15 protein-coding genes are annotated in these 14,616 nt (G+C 72.1%); 14 read left to right on the top strand and 1 reads right to left on the bottom strand.

Going from position 1 to position 14,616, the window contains the following annotated elements; genetic code table 11:
• Window positions 1-7 precede the first annotated feature (7 nt).
• From AC0B9F_RS09200 to AC0B9F_RS09265, 14 genes are all read left to right on the top strand, one after another.
• The gene (locus AC0B9F_RS09200; protein WP_472000283.1) at window positions 8-1,324 is read left to right on the top strand and encodes a GAF domain-containing protein; all 1,317 of its coding nucleotides are present in this window, start codon (window positions 8-10) and stop codon (window positions 1,322-1,324) included.
• A gap of 137 nt (window positions 1,325-1,461) precedes the next feature.
• The gene (locus tag AC0B9F_RS09205) at window positions 1,462-2,697 is read left to right on the top strand and encodes a hypothetical protein (RefSeq protein ID WP_472000285.1); all 1,236 of its coding nucleotides are present in this window, start codon (window positions 1,462-1,464) and stop codon (window positions 2,695-2,697) included.
• A 99-nt stretch (window positions 2,698-2,796) separates the two neighbouring features.
• On the top strand, window positions 2,797-3,369 hold the full coding sequence (locus AC0B9F_RS09210; RefSeq protein WP_472000288.1) for a GNAT family N-acetyltransferase: 573 nt from the start codon (window positions 2,797-2,799) through the stop codon (window positions 3,367-3,369).
• A gap of 127 nt (window positions 3,370-3,496) precedes the next feature.
• Window positions 3,497-3,580 carry a putative leader peptide gene (locus AC0B9F_RS09215; RefSeq protein ID WP_363262283.1) on the top strand — a complete coding sequence of 28 codons (84 nt, stop codon included), beginning with the start codon at window positions 3,497-3,499 and terminating at the stop codon, window positions 3,578-3,580.
• Between the two features lie 127 nt (window positions 3,581-3,707).
• Window positions 3,708-5,408, top strand: coding sequence for a nitrite/sulfite reductase (locus AC0B9F_RS09220; protein WP_472000291.1), 1,701 nt, complete (start codon window positions 3,708-3,710; stop codon window positions 5,406-5,408).
• Window positions 5,405-5,593 (top strand): hypothetical protein, encoded by a 189-nt coding sequence (locus tag AC0B9F_RS09225; protein WP_472000294.1) that lies wholly within the window; start codon window positions 5,405-5,407, stop codon window positions 5,591-5,593. Before AC0B9F_RS09220 ends, AC0B9F_RS09225 begins: the two co-directional genes overlap by 4 nt.
• Entirely contained in the window at window positions 5,590-6,300 is a 711-nt protein-coding gene (locus AC0B9F_RS09230; RefSeq protein WP_472000297.1) for a phosphoadenylyl-sulfate reductase, read from the top strand. Before AC0B9F_RS09225 ends, AC0B9F_RS09230 begins: the two co-directional genes overlap by 4 nt.
• Window positions 6,297-6,860: an adenylyl-sulfate kinase gene (gene cysC, locus AC0B9F_RS09235; RefSeq protein WP_472000300.1), complete on the top strand. Its 564-nt coding sequence runs from the start codon at window positions 6,297-6,299 to the stop codon at window positions 6,858-6,860. The genes AC0B9F_RS09230 and cysC overlap by 4 nt, the downstream gene beginning before the upstream one ends.
• Complete coding sequence (gene cysD, locus AC0B9F_RS09240; RefSeq protein ID WP_472000302.1) at window positions 6,857-7,792, top strand: sulfate adenylyltransferase subunit CysD; 936 nt, start codon at window positions 6,857-6,859, stop codon at window positions 7,790-7,792. The genes cysC and cysD overlap by 4 nt, the downstream gene beginning before the upstream one ends.
• 2 nt (window positions 7,793-7,794) lie before the next feature.
• Window positions 7,795-9,129: a sulfate adenylyltransferase subunit 1 gene (locus AC0B9F_RS09245; protein WP_472000304.1), complete on the top strand. Its 1,335-nt coding sequence runs from the start codon at window positions 7,795-7,797 to the stop codon at window positions 9,127-9,129.
• 248 nt (window positions 9,130-9,377) lie between these two features.
• Window positions 9,378-10,490, top strand: a complete 1,113-nt coding sequence (locus AC0B9F_RS09250) for an aliphatic sulfonate ABC transporter substrate-binding protein (RefSeq protein WP_472000307.1) — start codon at window positions 9,378-9,380, stop codon at window positions 10,488-10,490.
• A gap of 37 nt (window positions 10,491-10,527) precedes the next feature.
• Window positions 10,528-11,313 carry an ABC transporter ATP-binding protein gene (locus tag AC0B9F_RS09255; RefSeq protein WP_472000309.1) on the top strand — a complete coding sequence of 262 codons (786 nt, stop codon included), beginning with the start codon at window positions 10,528-10,530 and terminating at the stop codon, window positions 11,311-11,313.
• Window positions 11,300-12,232, top strand: a complete 933-nt coding sequence (locus AC0B9F_RS09260; protein WP_472000311.1) for an ABC transporter permease — start codon at window positions 11,300-11,302, stop codon at window positions 12,230-12,232. The genes AC0B9F_RS09255 and AC0B9F_RS09260 overlap by 14 nt, the downstream gene beginning before the upstream one ends.
• A 5-nt stretch (window positions 12,233-12,237) precedes the next feature.
• Complete coding sequence (locus AC0B9F_RS09265) at window positions 12,238-12,984, top strand: sirohydrochlorin chelatase (RefSeq protein ID WP_472000313.1); 747 nt, start codon at window positions 12,238-12,240, stop codon at window positions 12,982-12,984.
• 112 nt (window positions 12,985-13,096) lie between these two features.
• Here AC0B9F_RS09265 and AC0B9F_RS09270 read toward each other — a convergent pair whose 3' ends face one another.
• Window positions 13,097-14,614, bottom strand: coding sequence for an EamA family transporter (locus tag AC0B9F_RS09270; protein ID WP_472000315.1), 1,518 nt, complete (start codon window positions 14,612-14,614; stop codon window positions 13,097-13,099).
• Between the last annotated feature and the right edge of the window lie 2 nt (window positions 14,615-14,616).

The following is a 14,616-nucleotide window of genomic DNA, read 5'->3' on the forward strand; positions in this document are numbered from 1 at the left end:
ATCCGGTATGCACGACCCTTTCCGGGAGGACCCAGTGGCGAACCCGCCGATCAACGTGACGCACCTCGCCGCCGTCGACGCGGCGCGCGCGGCGCGGGTGCTCAGCGAGGTGCGCGCGGCCGCGCTCGCGGGGCAGCGGACGCGGGTCGCGCCCCGCCCGGTGATCGAGGAGTCCTGGGGGCGCATGCTGCGCAGCGGGGTCGATCCGGAGCACGACTTCCGCTCCGATCTGCTGAGCGACGCCGAGCTGCGCCGGCGGCGTGACGCGTCACCGCTGAAACAGGTGCTGCCGGTGTTGCGCCAGGGGCTGCTGTCGGTGGCGGACGTCGCCCGGCACATCATGGTGGTCGCCGACGCCGACGGCCGGGTGCTGTGGCGGGAGGGCTGCGCGCCGGTGCTGCGCAAGGCCGACCATCTCGGCTTCGAGCTCGGCGCGGACTGGCGCGAGGACGTGGTCGGCACCAACGGCGTCGGCACCCCGGCGGTGGTGCGGCGGCCGGTGCAGGTCTTCGCCGGCGAGCACTTCGTGCGCAGCCAGACCTCCTGGACGTGCACGGGCGCGCCGATCACCGACCCGCGCGACGGGAAGCTGCTGGGCGTGGTCGACGTCAGCGGACCGCTGGAGACGATGCATCCGGCCACGCTGGCCTGGGTGGACTCGGTGGCCAAGCTGGCCGAGGCGCGGCTGCGCGAAGCGCACAGGGACGCGCTGGAGCGGCTGCGGGCGGTGGCCGCGCCGGTGCTGGCGCGGATGGGCGGCCGGGCGCTGGTGGTGGACCGCGACGGCTGGACGGCCGCCGTGACCGGGATGCCGTACACCGGGCGGGTGGCCCTGCCGCGGGCGGTGCGGGCGGGGCGGCGGTGGCTGCCCGCGCTCGGCATGTGCGCGCTGGAGCCGCTGGCGGGCGGCTGGCTGGTGCGGGCCGACGACGAGCCGCTGCCGCCGGGCGCGACCCGGATCCTGCTGGACCTGGCCCAGCCGCGCCGCTGGTCGGTGACCGTCTCCTCGTCGGCCGGCAGCTGGAGCCACGAACTGAGCCCCCGGCACGCGGAACTGCTGTACCTGCTGGCGGTGCGGCGCGCCGGGCGCAGTGCGGCACAGCTCGCGCACGACATGTTCGGCGACCCGGCGCGCACGGTGACGGTGCGGGCGGAGATGTCCCGGGTACGGCGCTATCTCGGGGGGTTCCTGGCCCACCGGCCGTATCGTTTCAGCGAGGACGCCGAGGTCGACCTGCTGCTCCCCGACGATCCCCGGGACCTGCTGCCCCACTCGACGGCGCCGGGCGTGGTGCGCGCACGTGGCACATCCGCCGTGCCGTAGGGGGCATTTCGGGCAACTGGGTGGTCTGCACCCGGCGGGGGCACCGGCTGCCGTAGCATCCCCTACGGGTCGCCCCACCTGCTCCTTGCTCAACGTGAGGATCACAAGGCGCAGTTGGCCCGCCTCGGGAGGACGGTATGACACATCGAGGACGGCACCGCCGGCGCCGGCGGGGTGCGGCACTGCGCGCGGTCCTGGCCGGGACCGCTCTCGCGCTGACCGCCGCGGCCACCATGATCAGCGCCTCGCAGGCCACGGTCGCCGACGACCCCGGCGCGCTCGAACGGCTCACCTCCCCCACCGGCTCCGACGCGCCCGCGCTGACCGCCGCCCCGGTACCGCGGGGCGCCCTGGACCTCCTCGCCACCTCGATGGGACGGCCGGTCGGCCTGGACGCGGTGCTGCGCGGCGCCGACCACACCCTGCGCCCCGCCGACGACTGCTCGGCCGAGGAGAAGCGGGCGCTGCCCGTCGCGCCCGCCGCCACGCGCGCGTACTGCTTCCCCGGCGCCGACACCGCCGGCTGGCGGCCGGGCGCCGTGGCCGTGTCCGGGGACGGCACCGGCCGGGTGCTCGCCTCCGCCTGGTCCCGCGGCGCTCTCGCCAAGGTGGCGTTCGTCGACGCGAGCGATCCGCGCCACCTCGCCTACAGCTGGGCCCTGCTCGCCCTGCCGGTGGACGGCGGCCGGGACTACCGCGCGCTGACCTCGGACGTGACCGGCATGGTCTGGGACCACGACACGCTGCTGGTCACCGCCGGGGCACGGGACCGGGCGGCGCTGTACGCCTTCGACGTGCGCCGCGCGCTGCGGGCGGGCGTCGACAGCGCGGCCGTCGGCCGGCTGCCCGGCGGCTGGTCTGCTGCCGGCGCCCGGTTCGTGCTGCCTGCCGTCGCCTCCTATGGAGCGGTGGGTGACAGTGCGCGTACCGCCGCCGGTCTCGGTCTGGACCGCAGCGGGGCGCGGACCGCGCTGGCCGTGGCCGAGCGGGTGCCGGCCGGCGAGCACCGGCCGACCCGGCTGTGGCGCTACCGGCTCGGCGGCGACGGACTGCCGCTCACCGGCACCGCACGGCGGGCCGTGCCGGACGCGGTGTACACGACGAAGGCGACCGAGGTGCGGGGCGTGCTGCCGTACGGCTCCCACTGGTACGTGGCCCGCGCGGGCGACGACGCGGACGGGCGGGGCATGCTGTGGCGCCAGGACGCGGACGGCGCCCGCACCACGGCGTGCGGCTCGGATGACACCCACCTGTGCTGGAGCGATGCGCCCGGGTCCCTGTCCTACGCCCCCGGCACCGGTGAGCTGTGGTCGCAGTCGGGCGGCACGCTCTTCGCCGTACCGCTGACCGCACTGGACGCCGCCCTGCGCTGACCTCGCCGGACCCGGCCGTGCCCCGACCCGGCGGCCGGCCCCGCGCCCCGGGCGGTCCGGCGTCGACACGGCGGCGGACGGGATGGTTCCCTGTCCACCATGGCCAACATCCCCGTGACCACCTGGTCCCTCGAGCAGACGTCCCCCACCGACCTCCTGCCGGCCGCCGCGCCGGAGGGTGACGTGCGGATCGTGCGCGCCGAGGTGCCCTCACCCGAGTTCAGCCGTTTCCTGTACGCCTCGGTCGGCGGCGACATCCGCTGGACGGACCGGCTCGGCTGGAGCCACGCGCGGTGGCTGGAGCACCTGGACCGTCCCGGGGTCGAGACGTGGGTGGCGTACGACCGGGGGACGCCCGCGGGGTACGTGGAGCTGGAGGCGCAGGACGACGGGGTCGTGGAGATCGTGTACTTCGGTCTGCTCCCGGCCTTCCGCGGGCGGCGGATCGGCGGCCATCTGCTGTCCTCGGGCGCCGCGCGCGCGTGGGACCTGGCCGAGCGGTGGCCGGGGCTCGCGCAGACCAAGCGGGTGTGGCTGCACACGTGCAGCAAGGACGGCGAGTTCGCCATGGACAACTACCGGCGCCGGGGCTTCACGCTGTTCGACACCAAGGTGGAGGAGGAACCGGACGCGCCGGCTCCGGGTCCCTGGCCGGGCGCCTACCCTGCCTGACCTGCGCGGACAAGACCCCTCACGCATCTTGTGACCGACAACACCCTTGTCTCACTCTACGGGACAAGGGTGTCCACATGACGGACGAAGCTGGACTGTGTCCAGATCGCCGTGCCACGCTTCCGTCATGTCCGGAACTGGAATCGCCTTGGTGAGTCGGCGTCACGTCGATCTCGGCCGCATGTCCAGCGCCATCTGTCCGACGCGCTGAGACCAGAGAGCACCACCGGTTCCCCGTTTTCCCGTCGCCTGCCGCGCAACGACGCGCACCCATGCCCAACGCGCAACGACACGCAGGTCAGAGCCTCTTTCCGCCTGTCCCGAAGGACGTATCAACCATGGCCGCCACCCCGCAGAACCCTGCCGCCTCCGCGCCCCGCCGCAAGGTGAGCCGTCACCGCGGCGAGGGTCAGTGGGCCGCGGGTCACTTCACCCCGCTCAACGGCAACGAGCAGGTCAAGAAGGACGACGACGGTCTCAATGTGCGGACACGCATTGAGACGATCTACTCCAAGGCGGGCTTCGACTCGATCGACCCGAGCGACCTGCGCGGCCGGATGCGCTGGTGGGGGCTGTACACCCAGCGCAAGCCCGGGATCGACGGCGGCAAGACCGCGATCCTGGAGCCGGAGGAGCTGGACGACCGTTACTTCATGCTGCGCGTGCGCATCGACGGCGGCGCCCTGACCACGCAGCAGCTGCGGGTGATCGGCGAGGTTTCGCAGGAGTTCGCGCGCGGCACGGCCGACATCACCGACCGGCAGAACGTGCAGTACCACTGGATCCGGATCGAGGACGTGCCCGAGATCTGGAACCGGCTGGAGGCCGTGGGCCTGTCCACCGTCACCGCCTGCGGTGACACCCCGCGCGTGATGGTCGCCTCCCCCGTCGCGGGCATCGCCGAGGACGAGATCATCGACGGCACGCCGGCGCTGGAGGAGATGAAGCGCCGCGTCCTGAACAACCCGGCGTACTCGAACCTGCCGCGCAAGTTCAAGACCGCGATCTCCGGCTCGCCGCTGCTGGACGTGGTGCACGAGATCAACGACGTCGCCTTCGTCGGCGTCCGCCACCCCGAGCACGGCCCCGGCTTCGACGTGTGGGTCGGCGGCGGCCTGTCCACCAACCCCAAGCTGGGTGTGCGGCTCGGCGCCTGGGTGCCGATCGACGAGGTCCCGGACGTCTACGAGGGCGTCGTGTCGATCTTCCGCGACTACGGCTACCGCCGCCTGCGCAACCGCGCCCGGCTGAAGTTCCTGGTCGCCGACTGGGGCCCGGAGAAGTTCCGGCAGGTGCTCCAGGACGAGCACCTGGGCGGGCGCAAGCTGATCGACGGACCCGCTCCCGAGCAGCCGGTGCAGCAGTGGCGCGACCACATCGGCGTCCACCGCCAGAAGGACGGCCGCTTCTACGTCGGCTTCGCCCCGCGCGTCGGCCGCGTCGACGGCTCCACCCTGACGAAGATCGCCGACCTCGCGGAGGCGCACGGCTCGGGCCGGGTGCGCACCACCGTCGAGCAGAAGATGATCATCCTCGACGTCGAGCAGGACCAGGTGGACTCGCTCGTCGACGAGCTGGAGGCGCTGGACCTCACGGCCCGCCCGTCCACGTTCCGGCGCGGCACCATGGCCTGCACCGGCATCGAGTTCTGCAAGCTCGCCATCGTCGAGACCAAGCAGCGCGGCTCCACCCTGATCGACGAGCTGGAGCGCCGCCTGCCGGAGTTCGACGAGCCGATCACCATCAACCTCAACGGCTGCCCGAACGCCTGCGCCCGTATCCAGGTCGCGGACATCGGTCTCAAGGGCCAGCTGGTCCTGGACGACAACGGCGAGCAGGTCGAGGGCTACCAGGTGCACCTCGGCGGCGCGCTCGGCCTTCAGGCCGGCTTCGGCCGCAAGGTGCGCGGGCTGAAGGTGACCGCGGACGAGCTGCCGGACTACATCGAGCGGGTGCTCACCCGGTTCCAGGCCGAGCGCCAGGACGGCGAGCGGTTCGCGGTCTGGGCGGCCCGCGCCTCCGAGGAGGCCCTGTCGTGAGCGAGCGTGCGGCGCCCTTCCACTGCCCCTACTGCGGTGAGGAAGACCTGCGCCCGAGTGAAACCATGGAAGGCCGTCACGGCGCCTGGGAATGCGCGGCCTGCAACCGCGCATTCCAGCTGAAGTTCCTCGGGCTGCTCGCCCGGGGGCTGAAGCAGGCCGACAACCAAGGGGACTCGATATGACGACGGCTCAGAAGGAGCGCACGGCCGACGAGTTGAAGGCGCTCGCCGAGCAGGCCGGCCGTGACCTGGAGGACGCCTCCGCGCTGGAGATCCTCCAGTGGGCGGTCGACACCTTCGGCAAGGGCTTCTGCGTCACGTCCTCCATGGAGGACGCGGTCGTCGCGCACCTCGCGTCCCGCGTGCTGAAGGGCGTGGACGTGGTGTTCCTCGACACCGGCTACCACTTCGAGGAGACCATCGGCACCCGCGACGCGGTCGAGGCCGTGATGGACGTCAACGTCATCACGCTCACCCCGCGCCAGACGGTCGCCGAGCAGGACGCCCAGTACGGTCCGAAGCTGCACGACCGCGACCCCGACCTGTGCTGCAAGCTGCGCAAGGTGCAGCCGCTGGAAGAGGGCCTGAAGGGCTATCAGGCCTGGGCGACGGGTCTGCGCCGCGACGAGTCCCCGACCCGGGCGAACACCCCGGTGGTCGGCTGGGACGACAAGCGGCAGAAGGTCAAGATCTCCCCGATCGCGCGCTGGACCCAGGACGACGTGGACGCCTACGTCACCGAGCACGGCGTGCTCACCAACCCGCTGCTGACGGACGGCTACGCCTCCGTCGGCTGCGCCCCCTGCACCCGGCGGGTGCTCGAGGGCGAGGACGCGCGCGCCGGCCGCTGGGCGGGCCGCGCCAAGACCGAGTGCGGGCTGCACGGATGACGACGAACCATCAGGAGACTGACGTGACGAGCGGAGCCACCGTCTGGCTCACGGGTCTGCCGAGCGCCGGCAAAACCACCATCGCGTACGAGCTGGCGGGCCGGCTGCGGGCCGAGGGGCACCGCGTGGAGGTGCTCGACGGCGACGAGGTCCGCGAGTTCATCTCTGCGGGCCTCGGCTTCAGCCGCGAGGACCGGCACACCAACGTGCAGCGCATCGGCTTCCTCGCCGAACTGCTCGCCCGCAACGGCGTGAAGGCGCTCGTCCCGGTCATCGCGCCGTACGCGGACAGCCGTGACGCGGTGCGCAAGCGGCACGAGGCGAACGGCACGGCGTACCTGGAGATCCACGTGGCCACACCGGTCGAGGTGTGCTCCGTGCGGGACGTCAAGGGGCTGTACGCCAAGCAGGCCGCGGGCGAGCTGTCGGGCCTGACCGGGGTCGACGACCCGTACGAGGAGCCCGAGACGCCCGATCTGCGGATCGAGTCGCAGAACCAGACCGTGCAGGAGTCCGCGGCCGCCGTGCACGCCCTGCTCACCGAAAGGGGACTGGCATGACGACCGTCGCCACCACCGCGCAGGAGGGTACGGACACGTACGCCCTGTCGCACCTGGACGCCCTTGAGTCCGAGGCCGTGCACATCTTCCGCGAGGTCGCGGGCGAGTTCGAGAACCCGGTGATCCTGTTCTCCGGCGGCAAGGACTCGATCGTCATGCTGCACCTGGCGCTGAAGGCGTTCACGCCGTCGCCGGTGCCGTTCTCCCTGCTGCACGTGGACACCGGGCACAACTTCCCCGAGGTCCTCGACTACCGCGACCGCGCGGTGGCCCGGCACGGGCTGCGGCTGCATGTCGCGTCCGTGCAGGACTACATCGACCGCGGGGTGCTCAAGGAGCGCCCGGACGGCACCCGCAACCCGCTGCAGACGCTGCCGCTCACGGAGAAGATCCAGGCGGAGAAGTTCGACGCGGTCTTCGGCGGCGGCCGCCGCGACGAGGAGAAGGCCCGCGCCAAGGAGCGGGTGTTCTCGCTGCGCGACGAGTTCTCCCAGTGGGACCCGCGCCGCCAGCGCCCCGAGCTGTGGAACCTGTACAACGGCCGGCACGCCCCCGGCGAGCACGTCCGCGTGTTCCCGCTGTCCAACTGGACCGAGCTGGACGTGTGGCAGTACATCGCCCGGGAGGGCATCGAGCTGCCGCAGATCTACTACGCCCACGAGCGCGAGGTGTTCCAGCGCGCCGGCATGTGGCTGACCGCCGGCGAGTGGGGCGGCCCCAAGGACGGCGAGAACGTGGAGAAGCGCCTGGTGCGCTACCGCACGGTCGGCGACATGTCCTGCACGGGCGCCGTCGACTCCGACGCCGACACGATCGAGAAGGTGATCGCGGAGATCGCCGCGTCCCGGCTCACCGAGCGGGGCGCCACCCGGGCCGACGACAAGATGTCCGAGGCGGCGATGGAAGACCGCAAGCGCGAGGGGTACTTCTAGAGATGAGCACGATCACGACCGAGGAACTCTCGGCCACCACCCTGCTGCGGTTCGCCACCGCCGGTTCCGTCGACGACGGCAAGTCCACCCTGGTGGGCCGGCTGCTGCACGACTCCAAGTCGGTCCTCACCGACCAGCTGGAGGCCGTGGAGCGCGCCTCCGCGAGCCGCGGCCAGGAGGGCCCGGACCTCGCGCTGCTCACCGACGGCCTGCGCGCCGAGCGCGAGCAGGGCATCACCATCGACGTGGCCTACCGCTACTTCGCCACGCCCCGGCGCCGGTTCATCCTGGCCGACACCCCGGGCCATGTGCAGTACACGCGGAACATGGTCACCGGCGCCTCCACCGCCGAGCTGACGGTGATCCTCGTCGACGCCCGCAACGGCGTCGTCGAGCAGACCCGCCGGCACGCCGCGATCGCCGCGCTGCTGCGGGTGCCGCACGTGGTGCTCGCCGTGAACAAGATGGACCTGGTCGGCTACGCGGAGAAGGTGTTCGCGGCGATCGCCGAGGAGTTCACCGCGTACGCCACCGAGCTGGGCGTGCCCGAGGTGACCGCGATCCCGATCTCGGCGCTCGAGGGCGACAACGTCGTGGAGCCGTCGGCGAACATGGACTGGTACGGCGGCCCGACCGTGCTGGAGCACCTGGAGACCGTCCCGGTCGCCCATGACCTGAGGCACTGCCACGCACGCCTGCCCGTGCAGTACGTGATCCGGCCGCAGAGCGCCGAGCACCCCGACTACCGCGGTTACGCGGGCCAGATCGCCGCCGGCACCTTCCGGGTCGGCGAGTCCGTGACCGTGCTGCCGTCCGGGCGGGCCACGAAGATCACCGGTATCGCCCTGCTGGGCGAGTCCGTCGACGTGGCCTGGACGCCGCAGTCGGTGACCCTCCTCCTCGAGGACGACATCGACATATCGCGCGGCGACCTGATCGTGCCCAGCAAGGACGCGCCGCCGACCACGCAGGACATCGAGGCGACCGTCTGCCACGTCGCCGACGCCCCGCTCACCGTCGGCCACCGGGTGCTGCTCAAGCACGGCACCCGCACGGTGAAGGCGATCGTGAAGGACATCCCGTCCCGGCTGACGCTGGACGACCTGTCCCTGCACCCGCACCCGGGGCAGCTCGCCGCCAACGACATCGGCCGCGTGAAGATCCGCACCGCCGAGCCGCTGCCGGTCGACTCCTACGCCGACTCGCGCCGCACCGGCTCGTTCATCCTGATCGACCCCAGCGACGGCACCACGCTGACCGCGGGCATGGTCGGCGAGTCGTTCGCCGCGCCGGAGCCGGTCAAGGACGAGGCCGACGAAGACGGTTGGGACTTCTAGGACATGAACTCCTACGACTACTACGGGACGTTCGCGAAGGAGGGCGGCCGCGTCGGCAGCGGCGCCCTCGGCAGCGGACAGGGCGGAGTCGCGCGATGTGTGCGCTGACCGCTCCGTTCCGCCACCCTGGGGGTCCCCCCTGCTCGAGGAGCTTGGGGGAGTCCCGGAAGAGACGAAAACCCTTTGCCGACTTCCCGGCCACGACCTAGAAGACCGTGACCGCCGGGCCTCCGAGAGGACACCCTCCCGTGCCTGCCACACGCTCCACGCTCCTTCGCCGCGGCATCACCGCCGTGGCCGCTCTTCCCCTGCTCGCCCTCGCCGCCTGCGGTTACGGCTCCGAGGCCAAGGACGCCCCCGCCGCCCAGAAGGTCGCCGCGGGCGCCAAGCAGATCGACGGTCTGGACTCCGTCAAGATCGGCTACTTCGGCAACCTGACGCACGCGACCGCGCTGGTCGGGGTCCAGAAGGGCTTCTTCCAGAAGGAGCTGGGCGCCACCAAGGCGGACTACCAGATCTTCAACGCCGGCCCGTCCGAGATCGAGGCGCTGAACTCGGGCTCCATCGACATCGGCTGGATCGGCCCGTCCCCGGCGATCAACGGCTACACCAAGTCCAAGGGCAAGAACCTGCGCATCATCGCCGGTTCGGCCTCCGGCGGTGTGAAGCTCGTCGTGAACCCGAAGAAGATCACGTCCGTCAAGGACGTCAAGGGCAAGAAGATCGCCACCCCGCAGCTCGGCAACACCCAGGACGTCGCGTTCCTGAACTGGATAGCCGAGCAGGGCTGGAAAGTCGACGCGCAGAGCGGCAAGGGTGACGTGTCGGTGGTCCGCACCGACAACAAGGTCACCCCGGACGCCTACAAGTCGGGCTCCATCGACGGGGCGTGGGTGCCGGAGCCGACCGCGTCCAAGCTGGTCGCCGAGGGCGCCAAGGTGCTGCTGGACGAGTCCGACCTGTGGCCGGACAAGAAGTTCGTGATCACGAACGTCATCGTGTCGCAGAAGTTCCTCAAGGAGCACCCGAAGGCCGTCGAGGCGGTGCTGAAGGCCTCCCTCGAGTCCAACAAGTGGATCAACGCCAACCCGGAGCAGGCGAAGGCCGCGGCCAACCAGCAGCTGGAGGCCGACTCGGGCAAGGCGCTGCCGGCCAAGGTCCTCGACCCGGCCTGGAAGTCGATCCAGTTCATCGACGACCCGCTGGCCGCGACCCTCAGCACCGAGGCCGGCCACGCGGTCAAGGCCGGTCTGCTCAAGCAGCCGAAGCTGGACGGCATCTACGACCTCACCCTCCTGAACAAGGTGCTGAAGGCCGAGGGCAAGCCCGCAGTCGCCGACGCCGGACTCGGCGTCAAGTAAGCCCGACCACCCGTTCAGTCCCCAGGAGGTGACGACCATGGCCACCGCGATCATGAAGGCCGAAGGCGCCCAGGCAGTCGAGTACGCCGCCCGTATCGAGCACGTGTCGAAGTCCTTCGCCGGGCCCGCCGGGCAGCAGCTCGTGCTGGACGACATCAGCCTCGATGTCGCTCCGGGCGAGTTCGTCACCCTCCTGGGGGCCTCGGGCTGCGGCAAGTCGACGCTGCTGAACCTGGTGGCGGGCCTGGAGCGGCCCACCGCCGGCAGCATCGACACCGACGGGCGTCCGGCCCTGATGTTCCAGGAGCACGCGCTGTTCCCGTGGCTGACCGCGGGCAAGAACATCGAACTCGCCCTGAAGCTGCGGGGCGTACCCAAGAGCGAGCGGCGCGACCGCGCCGAGGACCTGCTCGAACTGGTCCGGCTGAAGGGCTCGTACGGCAAGCGGGTGCACGAGCTGTCCGGCGGTATGCGCCAGCGCGTGGCGATGGCCCGCGCGCTCGCGCAGGACAGCCGGCTGCTGCTGATGGACGAGCCGTTCGCGGCGCTGGACGCCATCACCCGGGACGTCCTGCACGACGAGCTGACCCGGATCTGGCAGGAGACGGGCGTGTCGGTGCTGTTCGTGACGCACAACGTGCGCGAGGCGGTCCGGCTCGCCGAGCGGGTCGTGCTGCTGTCCTCCCGGCCGGGCCGGGTGGCGCGCGAGTGGCGGGTGGGCATCCCGCAGCCGCGGCGCATCGAGGACGCGCCGGTGGCCGAACTGTCCCTGGAGATCACCGAAGTACTGCGTGGGGAGATCCGCCGTCATGGCCAGCACTGACACCACCGGCACCACGGCGGACAGCCCCGTCCGGGCCACCGCGGACACCGCCGAGCGGGCCGGGGGCCTCGGCGGCCTGGAGGCGGGCCTGGACGCCCTGGAGACCTCGGCGACCGGCCGCCCGCCCTTCCGCGAGACCCTCGTCAAGAAGATCCTGCCGCCGATCGTCGCGGTCGCGGTGGTCCTGGTGATCTGGCAGGCCCTGGTCTCCCTGAAGATCGTCGACGACCCGACGAAGCTGCCCACGCCCGCCGACGTCGGCGCCGAGTTCAAGGACGCCTGGCTCAAGGGCGAGCTGCTCGGCTACATCTGGACGTCCATCTCCCGTGGTCTGCTCGGCTTCCTCTTCGCGCTCGCCATCGGCACCCCGCTGGGGCTGATCGTGGCGCGGGTGAAGTTCGTGCGGGCCGCGATCGGCCCGATCCTGTCCGGCCTGCAGTCCCTGCCGAGCGTGGCGTGGGTGCCGCCGGCGGTGATCTGGCTGGGTCTGGACAACTCGATGATGTACGCGGTGATCCTGCTCGGCGCGGTCCCGTCCATCGCCAACGGCCTGGTCTCCGGCATCGACCAGGTGCCGCCGCTGTTCCTGCGGGCGGGCCGCACGATGGGCGCGACCGGTCTGCGGGGCGCCTGGCACATCGTCATGCCGGCCGCGCTGCCGGGCTACCTCGCCGGTCTGAAGCAGGGCTGGGCGTTCTCCTGGCGGTCGCTGATGGCCGCGGAGATCATCGCCTCCTCCCCCGACCTCGGCATCGGGCTGGGCGCGCTGCTGGAGAACGGCCGCAACGCCAGCTCCATGTCCATGGTGTTCGAGTCCATCATCATGATCCTGTTCGTCGGCATCGCGATCGACCTGCTCATCTTCAGTCCCCTGGAGCGGGCCGTGCTGCGCAGCCGCGGCCTGCTGGTGAAGAGCTGAGTCCCATGTCCCACGCCCCCGTCCTCCTCGTCATCGCCCACGGCAGCCGCGACCCGCGGCACGCGGCGACCGTGCACTCCCTGGTGGAGCGCGTACGGTCGCTGCGGCCGGGCCTGCGCGTGGAGACCGGGTTCCTGGACTTCAACGTCCCCTCGGTGCGGGGGGTGCTGGAGTCCCTGGCGGCGGAGGGCGTCCGCGATGTCGTCGCCCTGCCGCTGCTGCTGACGCGGGCCTTCCACGCCAAGGCGGACATCCCGGCGGTGCTGCGGGACGCCCCGCGGAGCCTGCGGATCCGGCAGGCGGACGTCCTCGGTCCGTCGCCGCTGCTGCTGTCGGCGCTGGAACGGCGGCTGTACGAGGCGGGGCTGACCCCCGCCGACAAGTCCTCGACCGGGGTCGTACTGGCCTCGGCGGGGTCCACCGACCCGGAGGCGATCGCAGTGATCGCAGCAATCGCGCGGGAGTGGCGGCACACCGGTTGGTGCGCCGTGCGGCCTGCGTTCGCCTCCGCGTCCCTTCCCCGGACCGAGGACGCGGTGCGCTCGCTGCGGGCTTTGGGCTGCGAGAAGGTGGCCGTTGCGCCGTACGTCCTGGCTCCCGGGTTTCTGCCGGACCGGATCGCGCGGGGCGCGCATGCCGCGGACGCGGATGTTCTCGGGGATGTGCTGGGGGCGGCACCTGAGGTGGCTCGGGTGCTGTTGGAGCGGTACGAGGCGGCTCTGGTGCGGGTGCCTGCGGCGCTGGGGGCGTGAGTTGCGTCTGCCGGGTTCTGTCGTCTTGCGGCTGCGGCGCCGTTGTGGTTGTTCGCGCCCACGCGGCGGAGCCGCATACCGGCAGAGCCCCGCGCCCCTTTCGGGGCGCGTTTCAGGTGGCCTGCACCGTGATGTGACGGTCCTCGCCCGGGTTCTCCAGTTCGTCGAGTATCGCCACGGCCAGGTCCTCCGCGCTGATTCCTGAGCTGCCGTCGGGTGCGGTGAGGAGGGTGTCGGTGCCTCGCCGGTACCGACCGGTGCGGGCGCCGGGGGCCAGCTCCGCCGGGGGGCTCAGGTAGACCCAGTCGGCGCTCTCGTGCTCCCGGCAGGTTTCCAGTTGGGCGATTCCGGCGGCCGCCACGGATCGGTACTCGGCGGGGACGTACGCCGGGTTGTCGGCGAGCAGGAGAGTGGCGTTCCCGGGGCTGCGCAGCGCGCCCGCGCCGCCGACCACCAGGACGCGGGTCCCCCTCTCCGCGGCGACGTCCAGCACCGTGCGGGTGGTGGCCGTGAGGAACGCGGGGTCGGCCGGGAAGGTCCGTACGGCCAGGACGACGGTGTCGGAGCCGGCCAGTGCCTCGCGCAGGGCGGTCGGGTCGCTCGCGTCGACCGGGACCGGGGTGACGTCCGGGTCCACGCTCGCGGGCTTGCGGGACAGGGCGCGCACCCGGTGTCCGCGCGAGCGGGCCTCGTCGATCACGCGGCTGCCGACCATCCCGGTGGCGCCGAGCACGGCGATCGTCATGTGGGTCGTCATCGTGGGTCTTCTCCTGACATTGAACTGGGCCGCGAGCATAGCGGCGAGAGCGAGGACGAAACCGGCGGTCTGCAACCAGGTCAGCGACTCGCCGAGGGCGATGCCGACGACGGTCGCGACCAGCGGCGACAGCAGGATCAGGGGGGCGGACGCGCCGACCGGGAGCCGGCCGATCCCGCGGAACCACAGGGTGTAGGCGATGAGTCCGCCCATGCTGCCCAGCCACAGATAGCCGCCGGCCGCGCCGGCGCCGATCCGGTCCGGCACCCCCTCGACGGCGAACGTGAGCGGGAGCAGCAGCAGTCCGCCGGCCGTGAGCTGCCACCCGGCGAGGGTGAGCGGACCGATCCCGGCGGGGCGGCCCCAGCGCTTGGTGAGGACGACTCCGCCGGCCATCCCGGCCGTGCCGCCGAGGCCGGCGAGCACGCCGACGGCGTCCAGCCGGGCCTGCGGGCCGAGGACGACCAGGGCGACGCCGAGCACGCCGAGCACGCCCCACGTCCAGCGCCAGAGCGTCGGCCGCTCGTGCAGCACGGCGATGGCGAGCCCGGCGACCAGGAGCGGCTGGGCGGCGCCGAGGGTGGCGGCGACGCCGCCGGGCAGTCGCTCGGCGGCCACGAACAGCAGCGGGAACAACGCGCCGATGTTGAGCACGCCGAGGACGGCGGCCTTCCCCCACCAACGGCCGCGCGGCAGCGTCCGGGTGAGCGCCAGCCCGGCCAGCCCGGCGGGCAGGGCGCGCATCAGCGCGGCGAACAGAGGGTGGCCGGGCGGCAGGAGTTGTGTGGTGACGGCGTAGGTGGTGCCCCAGCACGCGGGGGCGAGCGCGGTGAGGGCGACGGTCGCCGGCCGCCGCGTGGACGAGGAGTGCATGC

This window comes from Streptomyces sp. NPDC097129, from assembly GCF_055668065.1.

Bases quoted from the DNA above. Each gene is read 5' to 3' on its own strand.
- AC0B9F_RS09215 (WP_363262283.1), top strand. From the start codon at position 3,497: ATGTCCGGAACTGGAATCGCCTTGGTGAGTCGGCGTCACGTCGATCTC.
- cysD (WP_472000302.1), top strand. From the start codon at position 6,857: ATGACGACCGTCGCCACCACCGCGCAGGAGGGTACGGACACGTACGCC.
- AC0B9F_RS09200 (WP_472000283.1), top strand. From the start codon at position 8: ATGCACGACCCTTTCCGGGAGGACCCAGTGGCGAACCCGCCGATCAAC.
- AC0B9F_RS09205 (WP_472000285.1), top strand. From the start codon at position 1,462: ATGACACATCGAGGACGGCACCGCCGGCGCCGGCGGGGTGCGGCACTG.
- AC0B9F_RS09270 (WP_472000315.1), bottom strand. From the start codon at position 14,614: ATGCACTCCTCGTCCACGCGGCGGCCGGCGACCGTCGCCCTCACCGCG.
- AC0B9F_RS09265 (WP_472000313.1), top strand. From the start codon at position 12,238: ATGTCCCACGCCCCCGTCCTCCTCGTCATCGCCCACGGCAGCCGCGAC.
- AC0B9F_RS09220 (WP_472000291.1), top strand. From the start codon at position 3,708: ATGGCCGCCACCCCGCAGAACCCTGCCGCCTCCGCGCCCCGCCGCAAG.
- AC0B9F_RS09210 (WP_472000288.1), top strand. From the start codon at position 2,797: ATGGCCAACATCCCCGTGACCACCTGGTCCCTCGAGCAGACGTCCCCC.
- AC0B9F_RS09260 (WP_472000311.1), top strand. From the start codon at position 11,300: ATGGCCAGCACTGACACCACCGGCACCACGGCGGACAGCCCCGTCCGG.
- AC0B9F_RS09255 (WP_472000309.1), top strand. From the start codon at position 10,528: ATGGCCACCGCGATCATGAAGGCCGAAGGCGCCCAGGCAGTCGAGTAC.
- AC0B9F_RS09245 (WP_472000304.1), top strand. From the start codon at position 7,795: ATGAGCACGATCACGACCGAGGAACTCTCGGCCACCACCCTGCTGCGG.
- cysC (WP_472000300.1), top strand. From the start codon at position 6,297: ATGACGACGAACCATCAGGAGACTGACGTGACGAGCGGAGCCACCGTC.
- AC0B9F_RS09230 (WP_472000297.1), top strand. From the start codon at position 5,590: ATGACGACGGCTCAGAAGGAGCGCACGGCCGACGAGTTGAAGGCGCTC.